The organism is Streptomyces callyspongiae (assembly GCF_047200695.1).
Classification (GTDB): Bacteria; Actinomycetota; Actinomycetes; order Streptomycetales; family Streptomycetaceae; genus Streptomyces.
The window spans coordinates 180829-202572 of the sequence record NZ_JBJZOM010000003.1; the positions used below are offsets into that span (position 1 = coordinate 180829).

Below are 21744 nucleotides of genomic sequence, written 5' to 3' on the forward strand. Positions count from 1 at the left end.
CCGGCCTCACGAGCCGCCCGCACCGCCGGAGTCCTGCTGCGGGCAGGGTGTGCCGCGCGGCAGCCGGTAGGGCGCGGCGACGCGGTACGTGCCGGCGCGCGGCACCTCCAGGACCGTCCAGCGGCCGCTGCTGCCCTCCTCGTAGACGGCGGACGCCAGAAGCCCCAGCGGCCCCTCGTCCGCCCCGTCCGGGCCGTCGTTCCCGCCGGGGGCGGGCGCGCCGCCCGCCGACGATCCCGCCGGCTCCCTGCCGGGACGGTGCGTGGGAGGCCCGGACACACCGCCCGGCGGCCCCGCGGCGAGCGGACGGGCCCGGCGCAGGCAGCCGTTGACATTGCCCTCCGCCGACGTGGGCGGAGCCACGCGGTCGCCGTCCCGGGTCACCAGGCCCAGCCACGGCGACCACGGGACGCGGAGCAGCACCGAACCGGGCTCCTCGACCTCCAGCGTCACCCGCCCCGCAGCCGCCCGCACCGAGGTGGCGGGCGAGGACGCCAGCGGCCGCGTGTCGGCCACCGCGTACAGCCGCCAGTTGGCGTCCTGCCAGACGAGGTCGAGGAAGGGGGGCCGGGAGGCGACCAGCCGGGCCTCCTGCCGCGCCGCGACGTCGGGAGTGTCGGAGACCGGCAGGACGACGTAGTGCACCGCCCAGCGGCGCAGCCAGTCGTGGTAGCGCTGCGGCGAGAAGCCGCCCTCCCGGTAGAACAGCGGGTTCCGCTCGGCGTCGGCCTGCCGGTTCCAGCCGCGGGCGAGGTTCACGTACGGAGCGAGGGCCGACGCCTCGCGGTGGCTGCGCACCGGAACGACCTCGACCCGGCCCGCGTCCGCGTCGACCTGCTGGAGGCGGTGCAGCAGCGGGGCCAGGCTGTGCGCCCACGCCGCCTCGGGCCGCGTGTGGACGACGTCCCAGAGGGGCTTTCCGACCTGGAAACCCGCCGTCACCACGAACGCGCACACCAGTGCCGTCAGCCTGCGGCCGCCCGGAGCGACAGTGGCCCGGACCCGCGGCAGCAGCGCCAGCAGGAGCACACCGCCGAAGATCTGCGCGAGACGCTCCACGTTGGATCCCACCTGCGAGGGCACGGCCCAGGTGAGCAGGATGCCGGCGAAGTAGACCTCCGCGCCGCGGCGGACCGTCCGCCACTCGCGGGGCGCCAGCAGCCGGACGGCCGCCGTGGTCACCAGGGGGAACACGACCGACGGCCACGGCATCGGCTGCACGCCCTGGAACGGGAACAGCAGCGCGCTGATCCCGACCACCACCGGCAGTGGCGCCCCGAGAGCCACGGCGGGGCGCGGGCGGCCCTGCAGCAGCAGCGCGCCCGCCACGACCTCCAGGAACAGTCCGGCCACCGGGCTGCCGGCGGTGGCGAGCGCCGACAGCAGCAACGCGACCGCGCCGCGCAGCTTCCGCCGGTGCCGCCACCTGCGCGGCCAGGCCCAGACCGCGGCGACGGCGCCCAGCGCGAACAGCGTGCCGAGAGCGTAGGTCACCCTCCCGGAGGCCGCGTTGCAGGCGAAGGCGAAGGCGCCCCACAGCGCCGGCACCATCGGACGGGCGACGGCACGGGAGCGTGTGAGCAGCAGCGCCAGCAGTCCTGCGGAAAGGACGCCGGAGAGGATCAGGGTGGGGCGCACCCCCACCACGGCCATGAGGTACGGCGAGAGGATGCTGTACGACACCGGGTGCATGCCGCCGTACCAGGCGAGGTTGTAGGCGGAGCCGGGATGGCGGCCGACGAACTCCGCCCAGGCGTCCTGCGCCGCCAGATCGCCGCCGCCGTTCGCGACGAGCCAGAGCCACAGCAGGTGCAGGACGGCACCGGTGACCGTCGCGGCCCCCACCGGGTGCCGTACCCGGGCGGCCAGGCGGGAACCGAGGTGGGCGGCGACGCGCCGCCCCGCGGCAGCAGCGCCGGGCGGCGGCGCGTCCTGCGCGGACCGGGTGCTGCGCGCCGCGGGCACGCGGGGCGCGGACGCCCGGTCCGCGTCGGCCGTCGTCCGGGTGCGTGGCGGAGGGGCCGGCGTGGTCATGGCTCTCTCCCCCACGTGGCTGCTGCGGTCCCCCGCAGGCTACCGGCGCGCGGCGCGCCGGACCGTCACAGGAGGTGCGTCAGCCGGTCGGCGAACGGGGGCTCGGTCAGTCGCTTCTGCAGCGCGACGGGCACCTCGACCGCTCCCGGACCGTCTCCGACCTGCAGCACTCCGACCTCCTTGCCGGCCGGCGCCGCGTGCGGCATCGCCTTCCCGCCGGGTTCCAGGGACAGGTCGACGCGTACGCCGGGGTAGCCGACGGCCCGCACGTCCTCCGTCGCGACCACGGGCGTAAGGCCGCCGAGGCCGTCGTCGAGGTGGCCCACGACGTCGCCCTTCCGCACGATCGTCTCCGAGGTCAGCGTGTCGCCGGCGGCGGTCAGCAGTTCGCGGCTGACCGCGTTCACCGTGTCGATGATCGGTGCGGCGTGCTGGCCCAGAACGGCGCCGACGATCAGCTGCCGGGTGCCGCCGACATCCTTGTGGCCGGCGAACAGCAGGTTGCCGCCCGCAGCCGTGGTGGTGCCGGTCTTGATGCCGATCGCGCCGTCGTAGGGCACCAGGGTGTTGTAGTTCCGCATCTGCTGACCGGTGAAGGGGTTCTTCCAGGACGGCAGCTTGGTGATCGACATCAGCTCCGGCATCTCGACCACCTCGGCGCCGAGCTTCACCTGGTCGCCGGCCGTGCTGACGGTGCTCTCCCGCAGGCCGCTGGGGTCGGTGTAGGTCGTGCGGTCCATTCCGAGTTCGTCGGCGGTGCGGTTCATCTTCCCGACGAACGCCTCCTCGGAACCGCTGTCCCAGCGTGCGAGGAGCCGCGCGATGTTGTTGGCGGAGGGAATCATCAATGCCGAGAGCGCCTGCCGCAGCGAGATCCGGTCGCCGGCCTTCACGCCGTCCAGCACCGATTCGTTGCCGTTGCCCGCGCCGCGCTTGCCGCCCTCCTCGGCCTGCTTGTCGATAGTGAGGGTCGGCCCGTCCTCGCCCTCCTCGAGGGGATGCTCGCGCAGCACCAGGTAGGCCGTCATGGTCTTCGCGACGCTGCCGATCGGCACCGGCTTCTGCTCGCCGTGCGTGCCGAGTGTGCCGATGCCGGCCACCTGCACCTCGGCCTGCCCCTCGCCGGGCCACGGCAGCGAGGGCCGGCCGCCGTCGAAGGTGTGCGCGGGCGCAGCGGTGAGGGTGAGCGACGGCTCGGGCAGCGGGCGCAGCGCCTGCGCGACGACGAACACGATGCCCAGCAGGACCACGAGCGGGGTCCAGATCTTCACCCTGCGCAGCGCGGTGCGCAGCGGGGTCGCGGGCGGAGCGGGCGTGTTGGTGAGCTGCGCCAGCAGTTCCAGCGGCGGGGGGTCGGGGAGCGGCTGCTGCTTGGTCCGCTCCAGGCCGCCGCCGACGCCGGTGGGCCCCGCCTCCGGTGCCCCGGCGGACGGTTCCGCCGCGCCGGACCGTTCCGCCTCGTCCGGGTCCCGCAGCGGCACGAACCCCGCCGCTGCGGAGCGGGCTCCCGCGGCGCCCTTCGCGAGGCGTTCGCGGGCGGCCGCGGCGCCGGGGTGTCGTCCCTCCGGGGCGGGGGAGTTCTTCCCGGCGGGACGGGTGTCCTCCCCGGTCCGCTCGCCCTGCGGCGCGTCCGGGGTGTCCGTCTCGCCCGGCTCCGGGGGGCGCAGGTGGGTGGTGGGGCTGTCCACGGGGCCGTCGGCCGACGGCCCGGCGGGAGCCCGGAGGACGGAAGTGGCCTGGTCCCGCGGGCCGTCGCTGTCCTCCGCCGCGGCCGCCCGGTCGCCCTCCGCAGGCTCGTCGGGGGTGTCGGGGGCATCGGCACCGTCCACGGCCTCCGCCGCTGCGGACTCCGGGTCCGGTTCCGGGTCCGGCTGCTCGGCGGGCTCGTCCGCCGGCTGCCGGGCAGCCGGGTCGGCAGACTCCTCGGCGGGCTCTGCGGGCTCCTCGGCAGCGCCCTGCTCCGCGCCGTCCCGTGAGCGGGAGGCGCCGAAGAAGGCGGCCGTCATCCGCTCCGCGCGGGCGGCGGCAGCGTCCTCGCCGGACTCCGGGTCCTCGCGCCGCACCCCGCCGAACAGGGTGGTGGGCGGGTCCTCGTCCGGCCGGTCCGCGGCAGGCCCCGCAGCGGTCTCCGGGGCAGAGGGGCGCGGCCGGACGGGCAGCTGACCGGCCGCACCCGCCGCCGATGCGTCGTCACCGGCCGGGCCGCCGGATGCCTGCCCGGACCCGGCGGCGTCCTCGGCGTTCGACTCCGGAGCGGTCTCCCGGTCGGACGCCGAGCCCGAGACCCAGGCCGCCACGGCCGCGCGCAGCCGGGCGTCGCCCGAGTCGCCCGAGTCGGCGGACGTCTCCGCGGCCTCCGGCTCCCGATCGGCCGACTCCCCGGCGTCCCCGGAATCCCCGGCGGGCGCGCTCGCGCCCTCCGCCTCGTCCGCGGCACCGTCCACCGCTCCGGCCCGTGCCGTGGACGCGGGCGGTTCGCCCGGGCGCCGCCGCGCGGAGGGAACCGGTGCGGATTCCTCCCGCGTCTCCCCCGACGACTTCTCCCGCTCCGACCTGTCGGGGGACTCGCCCGCCACCGATGCCTCCTGTCTCCGACGTGCAGATGTCGCGGTCACGGCGTGTGGATGCCGTGACCAACGGCCCTCCCAGTTAAACAGTGTTGCGTGGCTGAACGGTTCCGCTTCCTGTTCCCGTGAAACACTTCGGGACCCCCGACTGCGGACCGTGCCACACCCGTGACACACTGTGGAACGGACTCACCCCGCTCCCCCTGGTGGACGAGAACGACATACCCGCCGGTTCCCACGCATTCCCGTCACGCACTCTCGACAGATGATTGTGAGAGGGGTCACCCTGTCATGCATCCACGCGGGGAGGCATGGATGGGCAGGAGCCGCAGAACGATTCCGGAGGAGCTTCTGCTGCTGGCGCTGGACCCGACCACGGGAACCACAGCCCAGCCGCAGTCGCTCGACCTCGGCTTGGCCGGGGCCCAGCTCGTGGAGCTGGCTCTCGCAGGACGAATAGCCCCGGACGGGGACCGCATCGCCGTGGTGCTGCCGCGGCCGACCGGAGATCCGACACTGGACTCCGCACTGGAGCTGCTGCGCAGGCGCGGCAGCCCGGTACGTGCGGTGCACTGGATCGGCGGGCCCCGGTTGGGCCTGCGCCAGACGTACCTGACGCACCTGGAACGGTGCGGCATGGTGCACGCCGTCAACGGCCAGATGTGCGGAGTACTTCCGACGACGCGGTACCAGGCGACGGACACGGCGATCAGCCGGGAGATCCGGAACCGGCTGGACGCCGCCATACGGACCGGTGTGCCGCCGGACTCCAGGACCGCCGCGCTGGCCGCACTGGCGCACGCCGTCGGGCTCGGCAAGCACCTCTACCCCGGCAACGAGGGCCGCTCGTGCCGTTCCCGGTTGCGGGACCTGATCCGCCACGACCCGATGGGTGGTCTCGTGGCGCACGCGGTGACGGACGTGCAGAACGGCACCGCCGCTGCGCCCCGCCGGCAGAGCGCGGCAGGCGGCGGACGCGGCCCCGCACGAGCGGCCGCACCGTCCCGCACACCCCACCCGGTCGGGGCGCCCGCCGCCCGGGCCGGTGCCACCGGCGAGCCGGCGCGCCGCTCGCCCGTCGCAGCACGCATGGTGCGGGCCGGGGTGCGCTGAGCGCCTCCGGTGCACCCCGCCCGGGGACCCCGGACGGGACCAGGGCGCGCCGCGACGCGACCGCCCGACGTCCCGCCCGGGGGAGCCGTGCGCTGCGGCCGGATACGGCCGTTTCCCGGCGCGAACGCGCACAGTGATGGCACTCTGCTGGTGAGTAGTCGTACTTACCTGCGGAGGTGCAGTCCCTGTGGCGTCACAGGTCAATCCCACGGTACGGCGCCGCCGCCTGGGCCAGGAGTTGCGCAGGTTGCGCGAGCTCCGCGGCATGACGGCGGAGGAGGTGGCGGACCGGCTGCTCGTCTCCCAGTCGAAGATCAGCAGGCTGGAGAACGGGCGCCGCAGCATCTCTCAGCGCGATGTCCGCGATCTGTGCGGGGTCTACGAGGTCGAGGACCGGCGCATCGTCGACTCCCTCATGCAGATGGCCAAGGAGTCGCGCCAGCAGGGCTGGTGGCACGCGTTCGGCGACATCCCCTACAGCGTCTACATCGGCCTGGAGACGGACGCCGCCTCGCTGCGGGTCTACGAGCCGCAGGTGGTGCCGGGGCTGCTGCAGACCCGGGCCTACGCCGAGGCCGTGGTGGCCGGTGCGCTGCCGGAGGCCTCGGCGGAGGACGTCGAGAAGCGCGTGCAGGTGCGGATGCGCCGTCAGGACCGCATCGGTGAAGCGGTGCAGCCGCTGCGGCTGTGGGCCGTGCTGGACGAGGCGGCGCTCCGGCGCGCCGTCGGCGGCCCCCGGACCATGGCGGAGCAGCTGGAGCACCTGGTCGCCCTGTCCCGGCTGCCGCACCTGACCGTCCAGGTCATGCCGTTCTCGATGGGAGCGCACCCGGGGGTCAACGGCCAGTACGCGATCCTGGAGTTCCCCGAGGCCACCGACTCCACGGTGGTCTACCTGGAGGGCGTGACCAGCGACCTGTACCTGGAGAAGGCGAACGACGTGCAGAGCTACAGCGTCATGTACGAGCACCTGCGGGCGCAGGCGCTGAACGCCGACCAGACACGGGCGTTCATCGAGGACGTGGCGGAGGAGTACCGGAAGTCCTGACCGTGTGCCCGGCAGTGCTCCCGCCGGGCACACGCCCGGAAACGGGCGAGGCTACTCCCCCGCACGACGCGGCGCAGGACTGTTCCGCAGACGCCATCCGGTCGGGTGAATGCGGAAGTCGGAGCGCGGCGACGCCGCGTAGCGTCGTCCCGAACACACCGGACGACGCGAAGGGACCGGGGCGGACATGACGCTGCAGCACGGAAGAACGAGCGACTGGATCAGGTCGAGCTACTCCACCGGCAACGGCGCGTGCGTCGAGGTCGCCTCCCCCGCACGGGACGTCGTCGGCGTCCGGGACTCCAAGGTGCCGGACGGTCCGCGGCTGCGCTTCCGGCCCCGGGCCTGGCGGGGGTTCGTGGCGACGGTCCGCGGCTCCTGACCAGCGTTCCGGCTCACATCCGCGGGTAGCGGGCCAGCCACGCGGGGGACGAGGAGCCCGGGGCGTGCAGTGCCGGTCCCTGCGTCATCTCCATCGCGAAGTCGTCGGCGAGTTCCAGAATCGTGGCACGGCCCTCCACCTCGGCCACCCAGGTCGGCGGGAGGGCCGTCTCCCCGTGGATCGCGCCCAGGAAGTTGCCGCAGATCGCTCCGGTGGAGTCGCTGTCCCCGCCGTGGTTGACCGCGAGCAGCAGACCGTGCCGGACGTCCTCGGCCACCAGCGCGCAGTAGACGGCCATGGCGAGTGCCTCCTCCGCGACCCAGCCCTGGCCCAGCGACTCCACCCGCTCCGCGCTCGGCATGCCCTGCCGGACGGCGCCGAGCGCCCGCTTGAGCGCGTCGGACGTCTCCTCGTGGCCGGGCCGCGCGGCCAGTTGGGCGAGTGCGCGCTGCACCGCGTGGTCCAGGGACTCGCCGCGGGCCAGGGAGTGGACGATGGCCGCGGTGGCGCCCGCCGCCAGGCACCCGGTGGGATGCCCGTGGGTCTGCGCCGCGCACTCGACGGCGAGTTGGAAGACGAGCTGCGGCTCCCAGCCGACGAGCAGCCCGAACGGTGCGGAGCGCATCACGGTGCCGCACCCCTTGGACTGCGGGTTCTTCGGCTCGTCCACGGTGCCCATGCGGGAGTCGGCGAGCCCGCTGAGGCAGGCGTTCCCCGGGGCGCGGCGGGCGTACAGCCACTCCTCGCGGGCCAGCCAGCCGTCGCTCTCCCGGCGTTCGTCCGGACCCCAGTCGCGCTGGGTGGCCGCCCAGCGCAGGTATGCGGCGTGCACGTCCGTCGGCGGGTGCCATGCACCGGTGTCCCGGCGCACGTGGGCACGGATGAGGCCGTCGACGGTGAAGAGGGTCATCTGGGTGTCGTCGGTGATCGCACCGCGACGCCCGTACGCCGGCACGAAGTCCGTCACGCCCGCGGCGCCGTGCCGTTCCCGGATGGTGTCGAGCGAGTCGAATTCGATTCCCGCACCGAGGGCGTCGCCGAGTGCGCCGCCGAGGAGGCAGCCGCGGACGCGGCTGCGGAAGTCCTGCTGCTCGGCACGGCCCCAAAGGGCTGCGGTACCCGTGGTCACGCGCGCTCTCCTTGCCGTTCGCCACCGTTGCCGGACGGCACTCTAGCGGGACGCGGCGCCCGTGGCGCCTCCTTGTCCGCACACCGGGCGCCGGCCGGTGTGCGGGTCAGGCGTCCGCGAGCGGCAGCAGCCGTGGCAGGTGCCCGTCGGAGGCCTTCGCCGCCCGCACCCGCTCCTCGGGGACCTCGCCGTACAGCGTCGTGCGGGGACGTGCGGGACGTCCGGCGGCCTCGGCGATGGCCTCCAGATCGCGCACCGAGCGGTAGGAGCCGTAGGACGAACCGGCCATCCGCGAGATGGTCTCCTCCATCAGGGTCCCGCCCAGGTCGTTCGCCCCGGAGGCAAGCATGCGTGCGGCGCCCTCGGTGCCGAGCTTCACCCAGCTCGTCTGGATGTGGGGGACGTGCGGGTGCAGCAGCAGCCTGGCCATGGCGGTCACCGCGTGGTTGTCGCGCATCGTGGGTCCGGGCCGGGCGATCCCGGCAAGGTACACCGGGGCGTTGGTGTGGATGAACGGCAGCGTGACGAACTCGGTGAAGCCGCCCGTGCGCTGCTGGATCCCCGCCAGCGTCCGCAGGTGTGCGAGCCAGTGCCGCGGCTGGTCGACGTGGCCGTACATCATCGTGGAGGAGGTCCGCAGCCCCACGTCGTGCGCGGTCTCGACCACCTCGGCCCAGGTGGCGGCGGGCAGCTTGCCCTTGGTGAGGACCCATCGGACCTCGTCGTCGAGGATCTCGGCGGCGGTGCCGGGGAGGGAACCGAGTCCGGCCTCCTTCGCCTCGAGCAGCCAGTCCCGGATCGACATGCCGGTCCGTGCCGCACCGTTGACGACCTCCATCGGCGAGAAGGCGTGGACGTGCATGCCGGGGACGCGGGCCCGCACCGCCCGGACGAGGTCGAAGTAGGCGGTGCCCGGCAGGTCGGGGTGGATCCCGCCCTGCATGCACACCTCGACCGCTCCGACGTCCCAGGCCTGCTCGGCGCGGTCGGCGACCTGGTCCAGCGACAGCGTGAACGCGTCGGCGTCGGTGCGGCGCTGCGCGAAGGCGCAGAACCGGCACCCCGTGTAGCAGACGTTGGTGAAGTTGATGTTGCGCGTGACGACGTAGGTGACGTCGTCACCGACGGCGTCGCGCCGCACGTCGTCGGCGATCCGGCACAGTGCCTCCAGCGCGTCGCCGTCGGCGTGCAGCAGCGCGAGCGCCTCGTCGTCGGTGAGGCGGGTGGGGTCGTCGGCAGCCGTCGCGAGGGCCGCGCGGACGTCGCCGTCGATGCGTTCGGGGACCATTCCGGGCCCGGCCTGCTCGCGCAGCGCGGCCCAGTCGCCGTACACCTCGTCGAAGTCCTCGCGCCGGTCGGCGCTGCGGCCCTCGGTGTCGACCGCCTCGTGCAGGTCGGTGCGGCCGCTCGGGACGAAGACCTCCTCGGGTTCCTGCCACGGCAGTCCCCGCACGACCGCGTCCTCCCGGGCGAGTCCGGTCTCCGGATCGGCGAGGGCCTCGACGTGCGGCAGCACCCGCGGGTCGAGCCACGGCTCGCCCCGCTTCACGAACTCCGGGTAGACGGCGAGGCGTTCGCGGAGCTCGAAGCCGGAATTCCGGGCGTGCTCCGCGAGCCGCTCGATCTGCGGCCAGGGGCGCTCCGGATTGACGTGGTCGATGGTCAGCGGGGAGACGCCGCCCCAGTCGTCGATGCCCGCGTCCACGACCCGCGCGAACTCGCCGTCGACCAGGTTCGGCGGGGCCTGGAGGCGTGCGGAGGGGCCGAGGACGAGCCGGGTGACGGCGAGGGTGGCGATCAGGTCGTCCAGGTCGGCGTCCGGCATGCCGCGCATCGCGGTGTCGGGCTTGGCACGGAAGTTCTGCACGATGACTTCCTGGAGGCCGTGGTAGGCCCGCTGCACCCGGCGCAGCGCGAACAGCGACTCCGCCCGTTCCTCGAGGTTCTCGCCGATGCCGAGCAGGATGCCGCTGGTGAAGGGCACGTTGGACCGGCCTGCGTCCTCCAGGACGCGCAGGCGGACGGCGGGCTCCTTGTCGGGCGACCCGTGGTGCGGGCCGCCCGGTTCGCTCCACAGACGCTCCGCGGTGGTCTCGAGCATCATGCCCATCGAGGGGGCCACGGGCTTGAGCCGCTGGAAGTCCGTCCAGCCGAGCACGCCCGGGTTCAGGTGCGGGAGCAGCCCGGTCTCCTCCAGGACACGGATCGCCATCGCCCGGACGTAGGCCAGGGTGTCGTCGTAGCCCTCGGCGGCCAGCCACTCCCATGCCTCGGGCCAGCGGTCCTCGGGGCGGTCCCCCAGCGTGAACAGTGCCTCCTTGCAACCCGCCGCCGCGCCCCTGCGGGCGATGTCGAGCACTTCGTCGGGCGAGAGGAACATGCCGTGCCCCTCGCTCCGCAGCTTCCCGGGCACGGTGACGAAGGTGCAGTAGTGGCAGCGGTCGCGGCAGAGCCGGGTGAGCGGGACGAAGACGCTCTGCGAGTACGTCAGGACACCGGGCCGGCCCGCCTCCTCCAGACCCGCGTCGCGGACCCGGCGGGCGGATGCCGTCAGGTCGGCCAGATCCTCACCGCGTGCCCGGAACAGCACGGACGCCTCGGCGGCGTCGAGCGCCACACCGTCCCGGGCGCGCCGCAACGCACGGCGCATCGCGTTGGCGGTCGGTGCCGTCGACGTTCCTGCCTGCGCTTCCTTCGTCATGCCCCGACCCTACGCACTGCACCCGCCGGGTGGGGCCCGGGCCCGCCCGGCGGGTGCGCCCCGGAGATGCCGCGGGAACCGCGCGCCCGGGGCTCCCGTCCGCTACCGTGCAAGGTCGTCTCGCGGCGCGGAGGCGCCGCACGAACCGAAAACCAGGGGGATCCCATGCGCACGGCCGCCGTTCTGCTGTCCGCGTTCACCGCACTCGCACTGGCACCCGCCGCCGGGGCCGCCGCGTCGCCGCGGCCCGCTCCCGCCGTCGCCCGGGTCGCCGCGCACGCCTCGGGCGCGGGCACGGGACAGGTCGTGGTCGCCCGCGGCGTCAAGGGGCGCAGCCGGGGCGGCTACCGCGGTACGACGGGCGGCTACTCGGGGGGCACCACCGGCGGCGGGTCCAGCGCACTGACGCCCTACCTCGTGGTCCTCGTCGTCGTCGCGCTGATCCTGATACTGGCGTTCAAGTACGGCCGCGACGAGGATTGAGAGGGGTGCGGGGCCCGCCCGGGACCGGCTCGGCCGCGAGCCCGGCCCGGGGGCTCCCACCGCGTCCGCCGCACTCGCACGACCCGCCCCGGGAGGCACACATGTCACAGCTCGACGCTCTGGTGGACCAGTGGGTGGGCCGGTTGGCGAGGACGGAGCCGGAGCTCGGTCCCCGTGCGGCGGAGATCGCCGACCGTGTCCGCAGCGACGCCGCGGCACGGATGGAGGCGGGCGCCGACGCGGAGACCGCCGTCGCCGCCGCAGCAGCGGCCCTCGGCACCCCGCGCGAGGTGGCGGACGCGTATCGCAGGACGGCCCGCCGCCGGGAGCAGCGCTTCGCCGCACGGTGGGTGGGCGTGACACTCGGTGCGACGCTGCTGGCGACGACCGCGATCGTCCTCGTCGACAAGGTCGTCCGTCCGATCGACCCTGCGTGGGCGGCGTTCGCCTGGGTGCTGTCGCTGCCCGCTCTCTCCCTTCCGGTCCTCGTCGCGGTCCGGTCACGGTCGTCGGCCGTTGCGGGCGCCGACGGCCGGTGACCGGACCGCGATGCCGGCTCAGTCGTCGACGCGGTACCAGACGGCCGTGTCGGCCGGGACGCGCGCCCCGTCGAGCGGCCCGCTGGAGAGCAGGACCTCACCACCGGCGGGCAGGTCGAACCGGTCCTCCGTCAGGTTGGCGGCGCACCGCAGGCCGTCGCCCCGCGCGAAGTGCAGCACCCCCTCGGGGCCGTCCAGCCAGTGCAGTTCGGCACCGGCGAATCCGGGCTCGGCACGTCGCAGCCGCAGCGCCTCGCGGTACAGCTCCAGCATGGAGGCAGGGTCGCCCGTCTCCGCCCGGGCGGTGAGGGACTTCCACTCCGCGGGCTGCGGGAGCCACGGGGTCGCGTCCTCGCCGCCGTTGCCGAACGGCGGCCGGTCTCCGGACCACGGCAGCGGCACCCGGCAGCCGTCGCGTCCGCGCACGGTACGGCCGGACCGCTCCCAGGTGGGGTCCTGCAGCAGTTCCCCGGGAATGTCCTCGACCTCCTGGAGGCCGAGTTCCTCTCCCTGGTAGACGTACGCGCCGCCGGGGAGCGCCAGCATCAGCAGCGCGGCCGCGCGCGCCCGGCGCGTTCCCAGCTCCAGGTCGGTGGGCGGCGGGCCGCCGGGCATGTTGGGGAGTTCCGCGGTCTCCTCGCGCCCGTAGCGGGTGACGTGCCGGACCACGTCGTGGTTGGACAGCACCCAGGTCGTGGGAGCGCCGACGGTGGCGTGCGAGGCAATGCTGCGGTCGATGACGGTGCGCAGCACCTTCGGGTCCCACGCGGCCTTCAGGTAGTCGAAGTTGAAGGCGGTGTGGAGTTCGTCGGGCCGCAGGTAGTGGGGCAGGCGGTCGTGCCGGGCGTGGGCCTCGGCGACGAAGGCGCGGTCGCCGTCGTAGGAGTCGGCGATGCGCCGCCAGGCCCGGTAGATGTCGTGCACGGCGTCCAGGTCCCAGAACGGGTGGGCCTCCTCGCCGACCTCCGGGGCGAAGACCGCGTCCTCCTCGATGCCGATGTCGGGGAGCGCGGGGTCCTTGGTGAGGCCGTGCGCGACGTCGATGCGGAAGCCGTCCACGCCGCGGTCGAACCAGAAGCGCAGGATGTCCTCGAACTCGGCGCGTACTTCCGGGTTGTCCCAGTTCAGGTCGGGCTGCTCCGCGGCGAACAGGTGCAGGTACCACTGTCCCGGGGTGCCGTCGGGTTCGGTGATGCGGGTCCAGGCGCGGCCCCCGAAGACGCTGCGCCAGTCGTTGGGCGGCAGGGAACCGTCGGGGCCCTTGCCGTCCCGCAGGATGTAGCGGTCCCGCTCCGGGGAACCCGGCTTCGCGGCGAGCGCCTCCCGGAACCACGGGTGCCGGTCGGAGGTGTGGTTCGGAACGATGTCGAGGATGATGCGCAGCCCGAGCCCGTGGGCCTCGGCGATCATCTCCTCCGCCTCGGCCAGGGTCCCGAAGGACGGGTCGATGTCGCGGTAGTCGGCGACGTCGTAGCCGCCGTCGGCCATCGGCGACGGGTACCAGGGGTTGATCCACAGGGCGTCGATCCCCAGGTCCCGCAGGTACGGCAGACGGGAGCGGAGGCCGGCGAGGTCGCCGATGCCGTCGCCGTTCCCGTCGCAGAAACTGCGGATGTAGACCTGGTAGATGACGGCCGTGCGCCACCACGGCGAGTGGGGGGTGTCCGGTGGTGCGGTGCGGGGCACGAAGACTCCGTTTCGGCGGTGGGCGGTGCGTGGGCGTGGGCCCGTGGTCGAGGGTTTACTTCTCCGCCCCGGCGGCGAGGCCGGCGACGATGCGGCGCTGGAAGATCACGACCATGATTACCAGCGGGACCGTGACGAGGACGCCCGCGGCCATCTGGCTGCCGAACGGCGTCTCGAACTGGGTGGCCCCCGTGAACTTCGAAATGGCGACGGTGGCGGTCTGCAGCTCCGCCTTGTTCGTCATGGACAGCGCGATGAGGAACTCGTTCCACGCCGCGATGAAGGTGATGATCGCCGTGGTGAACACGCCCGGCGCCGCGAGCGGCAGCATGATCTTGCGGAAGGCCTGGCCGCGGGTGCAGCCGTCGATCATCGCGGCCTGTTCCAGATCGTCCGGCAACTGCCGGAAGAAGACGGTCAGGTTCCACACCGCGAGCGGCAGGGCGAAGGACATGCTGGGCACGATCATCGCCTGGTAGGTGTTGATCCACCCGATGTCGGTGAAGAGCCGCAGCAGCGGCACGACGATCGAGACGACCGGGAACATCGAGGTCGCGATGATGGCGCTGAGGATGACGCGCTTGAAGCGGAACCTCAGGCGCGCCACGGCGTAGGCGGTGAACGTCGCCAGCACCAGTGCGCACAGCGTGGTGATGCCCGCCACGATGAGGCTGTTCAGCAGGGCGCGGGAGAATCCCTGCCCCGGCTCGAAGACCGCGGCGTAGTTCTCCAGCGACAGCGGTGACGGCCACGGCGAGATGTCGAAGATGTCGGAGGTGCGCCGCAGGCTGGACACCAGCATCCAGTAGAACGGCGCCAGGCAGTACAGCACGACCACGCCGACGCCCAGCACCGGCAGCAGCCGGCGTGCGGTCCGGTTCCTGGAGCCCACGGCCCCGGTGTTCACCGCGGAGCTCACACCGCCACCTCCTTCCGGACGGGCGGCGCACCGGCGCGGCCACGTCCTGCGAACCTGGACGACAGCTTCCCGCCGCCCTTCTTCCCGCCGCCCGCCGCAGCGTCCTCGCCGCCCACGAGGTCCGTGCCGAGCAGGCGGATGAACGCCAGCGCGATCAGGAAGACGTAGAGGAAGAGGAGCACCGCGTACGCGGAGGCCGGTCCGAAGTTCACGTTCGAGGCCTCCGCGTGCGCGAGCATGGACAGGGTTTCGACGGATTCCTTCTGGGCGCCGATGAGGATGTAGGGAAGGTCGAACATCCGCAGGGCGTCCAGCGTCCGGAACAGCACCGCGACCAGCAGCGCGGGCCGCACCAGCGGCAGCGTGATGCTCCAGAAGCGGCGGAGCGCGCCGGCGCCGTCCACCCGGGCCGCTTCGTACACCTCCTGGGGGATCAGCTGCAGGCCCGCGAGGGTGAGCAGGCCGACGAACGGCGCGGTCTTCCAGACCTCCGCGATGATGACGGCGAGCTGCGCCTGGGCGCCGTCCGCCGTCCACAGCGTGGTGCCGGGCAGGACGGCGTTGGCGACGCCGTCCGTGTCGAACACCCAGCGCCACAGCAGGGCGCTGACGGCCGTGGGGATGGCCCAGGGGATGAGGATGCTCGCCCGGATGAGCGCGCGCCCCTTCAGGGCCTGATGCATGATCAACGCCATGCCGACACCGATGACGGTCTCCAGCGCCACCGTGGTGACGGTGAAGTAGCTGGTGTTCCAGAACGCGTTCCAGAACACCTCCGCCTGATCGCCGAGGATCGCGGCGTAGTTGTCCATTCCGACGAAGGGCTCGGTCTTCTGCACGAAGCCCGTCTCCGGGTCGATGCCCTTCTCGCCGAACAGCGACTGGTGCATCGCCATCAGCGTCGGATAGAGGACGACGACGCCCAGGACCAGCATGGTGGGGGAGATGAGCAGCGCGGCCAGTCTTCCCACTCCCGCGGTGGCCCGCTTCCCGCTGCGGGGCCGCGGCGGCTCCTTGCGGGTGCGTTCGGGCGCCGGGGCGCGTGCGCCCTGCCCGTCCTCGACTGTGGTGTCCAGCATGGTGTCCCTCCGGTGGCGTCGGCAGCCCTGTCGTGTCAGCCCGCCGACCGCTGGCCGGCAGTGATCTTCATGAGCTGCTTCTGCAGTTCCTTCAGGGCGGCGCCGCTGTCCTTCTTGCCGGAGAGGGCGGCGTAGGCCTGCTCCTGGATGGCCATGGTGGCTTCGCCGTAGTTGACGACGCGCGGGCGGGCCTTGGCGTTGAGGATCGACTCCTTCAGCTCGGGCAGGTACGGGGACTGCTCGATCATCGCCTTGTCGTCGTACAGGTCGGCGTACGGCGGCGCGAGGGAGGCGACGTCCAGTCGCTTCTGGGCGCTCTCGTGGCTGGTGAAGTACTTCATGAAGTCGATCGCCGTGCCCTTGTTCTTCGCCGAGGAGGACAGGGCGAGGTTGTGGCCGCCGAGGCTGGAGGTGCCGGGACCGTCCAGTCCGGGAAGCGGGGCGACGTCGAACTTCCCGGCGACCTTGCTGGAGCCGTCGTCGGCGGAGGCGAGGTTGTAGATGTAGGGCCAGTTGCGGTGGAAGATCAGGTTCCCGCCCTGGAAGGCTCGGCGCCCGTCCTCCTCCTGGTAGGTGACGGCCTTCTTCGGGATGGTGCCGTCCTGGAAGGAGTCGGCCAGGAAGTCCAGGCCCTTCTTCGCCTCGGGGGTGTCCGCCGTGGGCTTGCCCGAGTCGTCGACCAGACCGCCCCCGGCAGAGTTGACCGCTTCGGAGAAGTTCACCGTGAGGCCCTCGTACTTCTCGAACTGCCCTGCGTAGCAGTTCATGTCCTTGGCCTCGGAGACCTTCTTCCTGATGAGGTCGCAGTCCTCCTTCATCTCCTGCCAGGTGGCCGGCGGTTCCTCGATCCCCGCCTTGTCCATGAGGTCCGTGCGGTAGTAGAGGAGTCCACCGTCCGCGGCCATCGGGACGGAGTAGAGGCCGTCGCGGTACTCGGAGGTCTCGACCACGGGGTCGAGCATGTTGTCCGTCGGGAACTCGTCCTCGGGCAGCTTGTCGATCCACTGGTTCGCCGCGAACTCGGCGTTCCACACGACGTCGAGCGAGAGGACGGTGTACGCGTCCGACTCGGTCTGGGCGTTCTGGATCATCTGCTGCCGCTGCGCGTCGGCGTCCGTGGGCAGCTCGACGAAGGTGACCTTCTCGTCCGGGTGCTTCTTGTTCCAGACGTCGATCATGTCCTGCACGTAGCCGCTGGTGTCCTTGCCCGCGACGTACGTGATGGGCCCGTGCTCGGAGAAGTCGGCGCCGCCGGCGGCGTCGTCGGAGCCGCCGGAACCGCCGCCGCAGCTCGAGACGGCGAGGGCGGTGAGCATCGCGCACGCCACGGGGGCGGACTTTCTCGGTATCGACCTGTTGCGCAGTGGGTTCACGAGTTCATGCCTTTCTGTGAAATATCCGTCGCATGCGTGCAGCGGCTCCGCCGGTCGGGGCCGGTGGGGCGGACGTGGGCGGTCGGTGGGGGCGGTGGTCAGGGAGCGCGGGAGCCCGAGCGGGGCACGGCGACGGCCGTACGGTGCCGGGCGCCGGACCTGCCGGGGGCGGGCGCGGTGCTGCCCCGGACGACCAGGCGGGTCGCGAGGAGCGTCTCGAACGGCTCCCGCCGCGCCCCCGACAGGGCGTCCAGGACCTGACGGGCCAGTAAGGCGCCCTGTTCCACGACCGGCTGGGCGATGGTGGTGAGGTCCATCAGGTGGGCGGCCTCGTGGTCGTCGAAACCGATGACCGAGACGTCCTCGGGGCAGCGCAGCCCCATTCTTCGCAGCGTCCGCAGCGCGCCGAAGGCCATCTCGTCGGACTCGGCGAAGACGGCGGTCGGCGGGTCGGGGAGCGTGAGGAGCTGGGCCATGGCGGCGGCTCCTTCCTCGATGCCGTAGTGGCCCAGGACTTCGAGCTGCGGGTCGTGCGCGAGGTCCGCGGCGTCGAGGGCCGCCCGGTAGGCCTGCCGGCGCAGCAGGGGGGTGGCGAAGCGCCTCGGGTCGTGCGCCGCGCCGGTGACGAGCCCGATCCGCCGGTGGCCCAGGTTGATCAGGTGCCGCACGGCCGTGGTGGCGGCCGCGGTGTCGTCGATACGGACGTTCCAGAAGGAGGGGACGGGGTCGCCGAGCACGGCGACGGGGACGTCCAGGGAGGCCAGCGCCTGCGTCTCGGCCGCGTGCAGCGGCAGGGTCAGCACGATCAGCGCGTCCACCCGCCGGCGGACCGGCATCCGCTCGAAGAACCGCTCGTGCACCCGGGTGTCGCCCAGGTTGTAGAGCAGCAGGTCCCAGTCGTGGGCGCGCAGCACGGAGTCGATGCCGGAGACGACCTGTCCGAAGAACCAGCGGTTCACGAACGGAAGGACGACTCCGACCGCTCCGGTGCGGCCCGAGCTGAGCCGGGAGGCGACCGGGGACGTCGTGTAGGAGAGCTCCTCGGCGGCCCGCCGGACCCGTTCCCGTGCCCCCTCGGAGACGTTCGGGAGTCCGCGCAGCGCCCGTGACACGGTCGCCGTGGACAGCCCGGCACGGCGCGCGACGTCGATGATGGTCGCAGCCATCGCGCCTCCGTTCTCCGCAGCACAGGGACCGCCCCTGCGAGAGTGGACCCGAACATAGGGCGCCTGAAAACCTGTTGCAATGCTTTGAACGAACTCTCTTGGGCAGGCGCCACCAGGGTGAATCCTTTGGTCCGATATGTTCGTTCTTGCTGGGTTTCACGGCGGCCACGGAGGCGATGTAAACGTGTGCAGCCGTTACATCAGCTACATGTCATGAACGGACACGCGACGCCGTCTTCACTCTCCGAACGGACACGGCTTGCACCGGCCGGCACCGCCGCACCGTGCGCCCGCCGTGCGCCCGCCGTGCGACGGAAGCCGGAAACCTGTGCACGAACACCTCAATACGCCTCAACTCCCCACAACCGCACAGTGGCTGAGCTGACGTAGCGGCCGCAGACAAGGCAGACTGACCGGAGCGAAGCCGGAGCTGAGCCGAGGGACGGCAGGGGGCACCATGGGCGCCGATGTCCACAGGACACACGGGACGGAACCACGCGACCGGCTGCGCTTCCACGTCCTCGGCCCCGTCCTCGCCTGGCGCGGCGGGACGGCGCTGCCCACCGGATCGCCGCAGCAGAAGGCCCTCCTCGCCGCCCTGCTGCTCCGGGCCGGCCGCACGGTGACCGCGGAGCACCTCATGGACGGCCTCTGGGGCGAGGACCCGCCGGACCGCGCCAAGTCGGCCCTGCGCACCTACGCCTCGCGCCTCCGCAAGGCGCTGGGCGAGGACGCCGCGCACCTGGTGAGCGAGTCCGGAGGGTACGCCCTGCGCACGGCCGACGCCGGCGCCGTACTCGACCTGGACCTTGCCGCGGACCACGCGGCGCGCGCAGAGGCGTCGGAGGCCGCAGGAGACCTGGCCGGCGCCCGGGACGCGTACGCCGCCGCCCTGGCCCAGTGGAGCGGCGAATCCCTGGCCCACGTACCCGGCCCCTACGCCGGGACGCAGCGGGCACGGTTGGAGGAGTGGCGGCTCGGTCTCGCGGAACGGGGCCTGGACCTGAGCCTGCGGACCGGGCTGCACACCGAGGCGGTATCCGAACTCACCGCCCTCACCGCGGCGTACCCGCTGCGCGAGCGGCTGCGGGAGCTGCTGATGCTCGCGCTGTACCGGAGCGGGCGCCAGGCCGAGGCGCTGGCCGTCTACGCCGATACCCGGAAGCTCCTGGGAGAGGAACTCGGCGTCGATCCGCGCCCCGAACTCTCCGAGCTCCAGCAGCGCATCCTGGAGGCGGACGAGGACCTGGCGCTCGCCTCCGACGGCTCCCCCAGCGCTCCCCACGGGCACGAGATTGCCCGCCCTGCCCAACTCCCCGCCACCGTTGCCGACTTCACCGGACGCACCGCACTGGTGGCCGAGCTGGGCCGGCAACTCGGCACCGCAGAGGGCTCCGTGATGGCCGTGTCCGCGGTCGCCGGCATCGGAGGGGTCGGGAAGACGACCCTCGCCGTCCACGTGGCCCAGGCCGCCCGCGCGCACTTCCCCGACGGCCAGCTGTACGTCGACCTGCAGGGCGCCGGACAGGCCGTGGAACCGGAGGCCGTCCTCGGCTCGTTCCTGCGTTCGCTGGGCACCCCCGATTCCACCATCCCGGACGGCCTGCAGGAGCGCTCGGCGCTCTTCCGCTCGCTGCTGGCGGGACGCCGCGTCCTCGCCCTGCTGGACAACGCCCGCGACGCGGCCCAGGTACGGCCCCTGCTGCCCGGCACCGCCGGCTGCGCCGCGCTGATCACCAGCCGCACGAGAATGGTCGACCTCGCGGGCGCCCACCTGGTCGACCTGGACGTGATGAGCCCGGAGGAGGCGATCACGCTCTTCACCCGCATCGTCGGCGAGGACCGCGTGCGCGCGGAGCGCCAGGCCGTCATGGACGTCGTCGCCGCCTGCGGCTTCCTGCCGCTCGCGCTCCGCATCGCCGCGGCACGCCTGGCCTCCCGGCGGACCTGGACCGTGTCGTTCCTCGCGGCGAAGCTCGCGGACGAACGGCGACGGCTCGACGAACTGCAGGTCGGCGACCAGGCGGTGAAGGCCACCTTCGAACTCGGCTACAGCCAGCTCGACCCCTCCCAGGCCCGCGCGTTCCGCCTGCTGGGCCTGGCCGACGGACCCGACATCTCGCTGCACGCCGCCGCCGCGCTGCTGGGCCGGCTCCCCGAGGACGCGGAGGACGTGCTGGAGTCGCTGGTGGACACTTCCCTGCTGGAGTCCGCCGCTCCCGGACGCTACCGCTTCCACGACCTGGTGCGGCTCTACGCGCGACAATGCGCGGAACGCGACGAACAGCCCCCCTCCAAAAGGGACGAGGCGCTGTCGCGGCTGCTCGACTTCTACCTCGCGACCGGCGGCAACGCCTTCCGGATGGCACTGCCCGGAGAACGGCTGGCCGACCACGTGGCGGGCGCACGCGAGGACGGCCTGGCGTTCGCCGACCCCGCGGCGGCCATCGACTGGCTGTTCGCCGAATCGCCGTGCTTCCTCGCCTGCGCACAGCAACTGGCCTCCGGGACGACCCTGCGCCGGGCCGCCGACCTGCTGATGGTCACCGTCGCGCTCGGCGAGGGCGGGGTCAACGTCCGCGCCCACGAACAGGCCGCGCTCGCGCTGCGGGACGCGGCCCGGCGCGAGGGCGACGCACAGGCGGAGGCGCGGGCGCGTTCCGTCCTCACCGGACTCCACATGGCGACCGGCCAGTTCGGTCACGCCGACGAGGAGGCACGGCTGGCGGGCCTCCTCGGGCGCGAGGCGGAGGACCCGGTGGCCTCGTCCTACTCGCTCAACGACCGCGGCATCATCGCCAACTACCAGGGGCGCCATGCCGACGGCGAGCGGTACCTGCACCAGGCCCTGGAGTCGTTCCGCGCCTACGACAACGAACCGTCGGTCGCGAGCGCCCTGTGCAACCTGGCACGGAACCAGATCGGCTCGGGCCGCACGGAGAACGCCGTCGCCCTCACCGAGGAGGCGGTGGTGATCTACGAACGGCACGGCATGACGATGCGGCTCGGCAACGGCCACTACGCCCTCGGGCTCGCACTGACGGCGGCAGGCCGGTTCGACGAGGCCCGGAACGCGCTGGACAAGGCGCTGGAGGCCTTCCGGACGACGCGGCAGCGGCTGTGGGAGGGCATGGCGCACGTGCGCCTGGCGGAGGTCCACCTGCCGGCGGGGACGGCCACGTCGGCCGCCGGGCACGCGGAGCAGGCCCAGTCGATCCTGCGCGGTGTGGGCGGCCCCTGGCGCCACGCCCACGCGCTCACGGTGCTGGGGCGCGCCCTCGCGGACATCGGCCAGGGGAGCCGGGCGCGGGCCTGCTGGACGGAGGCGCTCTCCACCTACGAGGAACTGGACTCGCCGGAGGCCGCGGACGTGCGTGCGCTGCTCGCCCCGGCAGCCGTCGCGTAACCGCTCCACGGGCGCCCGCGGGCCGCGCGAGGCCGTGTCGGTGGACGTTCATCATTCGTTTATCGCCTGCCGCGAGAGTGGTCGTCATCGGGCCACCGCGTCGGGGGGCAGGTGGCCCG

General features: G+C 73.1%; 15 protein-coding genes. 6 read left to right on the plus strand and 9 right to left on the minus strand.

What is annotated here, in order from left to right; translation table 11 throughout:
* Window positions 1-6: 6 nt before the first annotated feature.
* Both ACL06G_RS03860 and ACL06G_RS03865 read right to left on the minus strand, forming a co-directional pair.
* On the minus strand, window positions 7-2034 hold the full coding sequence (locus ACL06G_RS03860) for a DUF8823 domain-containing protein (RefSeq protein ID WP_412786741.1): 2028 nt from the start codon (window positions 2032-2034) through the stop codon (window positions 7-9).
* 65 nt (window positions 2035-2099) lie between these two features.
* Entirely contained in the window at window positions 2100-4610 is a 2511-nt protein-coding gene (locus tag ACL06G_RS03865; RefSeq protein WP_412835424.1) for a D-alanyl-D-alanine carboxypeptidase, read from the minus strand.
* Window positions 4611-4916: 306 nt separating this feature from the next.
* Between ACL06G_RS03865 and ACL06G_RS03870 the strand changes: the two genes are divergently transcribed.
* The 3 genes from ACL06G_RS03870 to ACL06G_RS03880 all read left to right on the plus strand — a co-directional run bounded on the left by ACL06G_RS03870 (window position 4917) and on the right by ACL06G_RS03880 (window position 7144).
* Window positions 4917-5714 (plus strand): GOLPH3/VPS74 family protein, encoded by a 798-nt coding sequence (locus ACL06G_RS03870; protein WP_412786743.1) that lies wholly within the window; start codon window positions 4917-4919, stop codon window positions 5712-5714.
* A 187-nt stretch (window positions 5715-5901) separates the two neighbouring features.
* Complete coding sequence (locus tag ACL06G_RS03875) at window positions 5902-6762, plus strand: helix-turn-helix domain-containing protein (RefSeq protein ID WP_412786744.1); 861 nt, start codon at window positions 5902-5904, stop codon at window positions 6760-6762.
* A gap of 187 nt (window positions 6763-6949) precedes the next feature.
* Entirely contained in the window at window positions 6950-7144 is a 195-nt protein-coding gene (locus tag ACL06G_RS03880; RefSeq protein ID WP_412786745.1) for a DUF397 domain-containing protein, read from the plus strand.
* A gap of 13 nt (window positions 7145-7157) precedes the next feature.
* Here the strand turns inward: ACL06G_RS03880 and ACL06G_RS03885 are convergent, their stop codons facing one another.
* Together ACL06G_RS03885 and ACL06G_RS03890 are read right to left on the minus strand one after the other, a co-directional pair.
* Window positions 7158-8273, minus strand: coding sequence for an ADP-ribosylglycohydrolase family protein (locus ACL06G_RS03885; protein ID WP_412786746.1), 1116 nt, complete (start codon window positions 8271-8273; stop codon window positions 7158-7160).
* A gap of 106 nt (window positions 8274-8379) precedes the next feature.
* Window positions 8380-10974, minus strand: coding sequence for a bifunctional FO biosynthesis protein CofGH (locus ACL06G_RS03890; RefSeq protein ID WP_412835425.1), 2595 nt, complete (start codon window positions 10972-10974; stop codon window positions 8380-8382).
* Between the two features lie 165 nt (window positions 10975-11139).
* On the opposite strand from ACL06G_RS03890, the gene ACL06G_RS03895 reads away from it, so the two are divergent.
* Both ACL06G_RS03895 and ACL06G_RS03900 read left to right on the plus strand, forming a co-directional pair.
* Complete coding sequence (locus ACL06G_RS03895) at window positions 11140-11457, plus strand: hypothetical protein (protein WP_412786748.1); 318 nt, start codon at window positions 11140-11142, stop codon at window positions 11455-11457.
* Window positions 11458-11558: 101 nt separating this feature from the next.
* A complete protein-coding gene (locus ACL06G_RS03900; protein WP_412835426.1) occupies window positions 11559-11996 on the plus strand; it encodes a hypothetical protein in 438 nt (145 codons plus the stop codon).
* 18 nt (window positions 11997-12014) lie between these two features.
* Here ACL06G_RS03900 and ACL06G_RS03905 read toward each other — a convergent pair whose 3' ends face one another.
* From ACL06G_RS03905 to ACL06G_RS03925, 5 genes are all read right to left on the minus strand, one after another.
* On the minus strand, window positions 12015-13682 hold the full coding sequence (locus ACL06G_RS03905) for a glycoside hydrolase family 13 protein (RefSeq protein WP_412786750.1): 1668 nt from the start codon (window positions 13680-13682) through the stop codon (window positions 12015-12017).
* A 55-nt stretch (window positions 13683-13737) separates the two neighbouring features.
* Complete coding sequence (locus ACL06G_RS03910; RefSeq protein ID WP_412786751.1) at window positions 13738-14601, minus strand: carbohydrate ABC transporter permease; 864 nt, start codon at window positions 14599-14601, stop codon at window positions 13738-13740.
* Entirely contained in the window at window positions 14598-15680 is a 1083-nt protein-coding gene (locus ACL06G_RS03915; protein ID WP_412835427.1) for a carbohydrate ABC transporter permease, read from the minus strand. The genes ACL06G_RS03910 and ACL06G_RS03915 overlap by 4 nt, the downstream gene beginning before the upstream one ends.
* A 35-nt stretch (window positions 15681-15715) precedes the next feature.
* Entirely contained in the window at window positions 15716-17008 is a 1293-nt protein-coding gene (locus ACL06G_RS03920; RefSeq protein WP_412786753.1) for an ABC transporter substrate-binding protein, read from the minus strand.
* A gap of 143 nt (window positions 17009-17151) precedes the next feature.
* Entirely contained in the window at window positions 17152-18219 is a 1068-nt protein-coding gene (locus tag ACL06G_RS03925; RefSeq protein ID WP_412786754.1) for a LacI family DNA-binding transcriptional regulator, read from the minus strand.
* 457 nt (window positions 18220-18676) lie between these two features.
* Here ACL06G_RS03925 and afsR point away from each other — a divergent pair, with 457 nt between their 5' ends.
* A complete protein-coding gene (gene afsR / locus ACL06G_RS03930; RefSeq protein ID WP_412835428.1) occupies window positions 18677-21625 on the plus strand; it encodes an SARP-family global regulator AfsR in 2949 nt (982 codons plus the stop codon).
* Window positions 21626-21744 lie beyond the last annotated feature (119 nt).